The 698-nt window shown below is 56.3% G+C and carries 1 protein-coding gene; it reads right to left on the reverse strand.

What is annotated here, in order from left to right; all coding sequences use genetic code 11:
• Positions 1-698, reverse strand: a 698-nt coding sequence (locus tag ACODJP_RS13755; RefSeq protein WP_422482467.1) for a hypothetical protein, incomplete at both ends; no start/stop codon positions are given.

Raw genomic sequence — 698 nt, forward strand, 5'->3', positions numbered from 1 at the left:
GTATCGATTGCATCGGTGAGCGCATCACGCAACAGCGGTCCCAGATTCTCGAAGCTCTGGTCGGCTTGCTGCTTGTAGAAGGTCGCCTCATCCTTGCTCGCCTGGGCTCCCATATCAAGGTTTGCCAGCTTGTCACCCAAACCGAAGATCTTTCCGACCCAGGTGCCCTGGATCTTGTCCCCCGCCTTGTTGATCGCATTCTCAAATGCCCCCAGGATCGCACTTTCGATGTTCAACGCGATGTAGGTGACCCAGCTGATGATGCCGAGTACTGCATTGCCCAGCAGCTTGGGAATGCTTTCGAACACCGCCTTGAGCATGGCGCTGATGACGATGCCGATATTCTGGGCTGTGGTGGTGATGATCAGCTTGAGCGAATCCCACTCGAAGGTGCGCTTGAGCAATTCCCACACCGTAGACAGCGTCAGCTTGAAAGCTTGGGGCAGGTTTTTCATCACCGCTCCCACGTAGTTGATGATATTGGTGAGGTTGGTCTTGATGCCGCTGAAGGCTACATCGAGGCCTCCCAACCACGGACCGAAATTATAGTCGATGATGCCGCCCACCTGCTGGCGGATGTCTCCCCAGGTGTTCTTCATGTTCGTCAGGTGCTGGGCGGTATCCCCATCAGCCATCATCGCCGAGTACTCTCCGAGCTTGTCGATCACCTTGTCGACCGCCGCTCCGTGTGCGAGCTC

It is taken from the genome of Pleomorphochaeta sp. DL1XJH-081, assembly GCF_049310885.1.
Lineage (GTDB): Bacteria > Spirochaetota > Spirochaetia > Sphaerochaetales > Sphaerochaetaceae > CAYZJV01.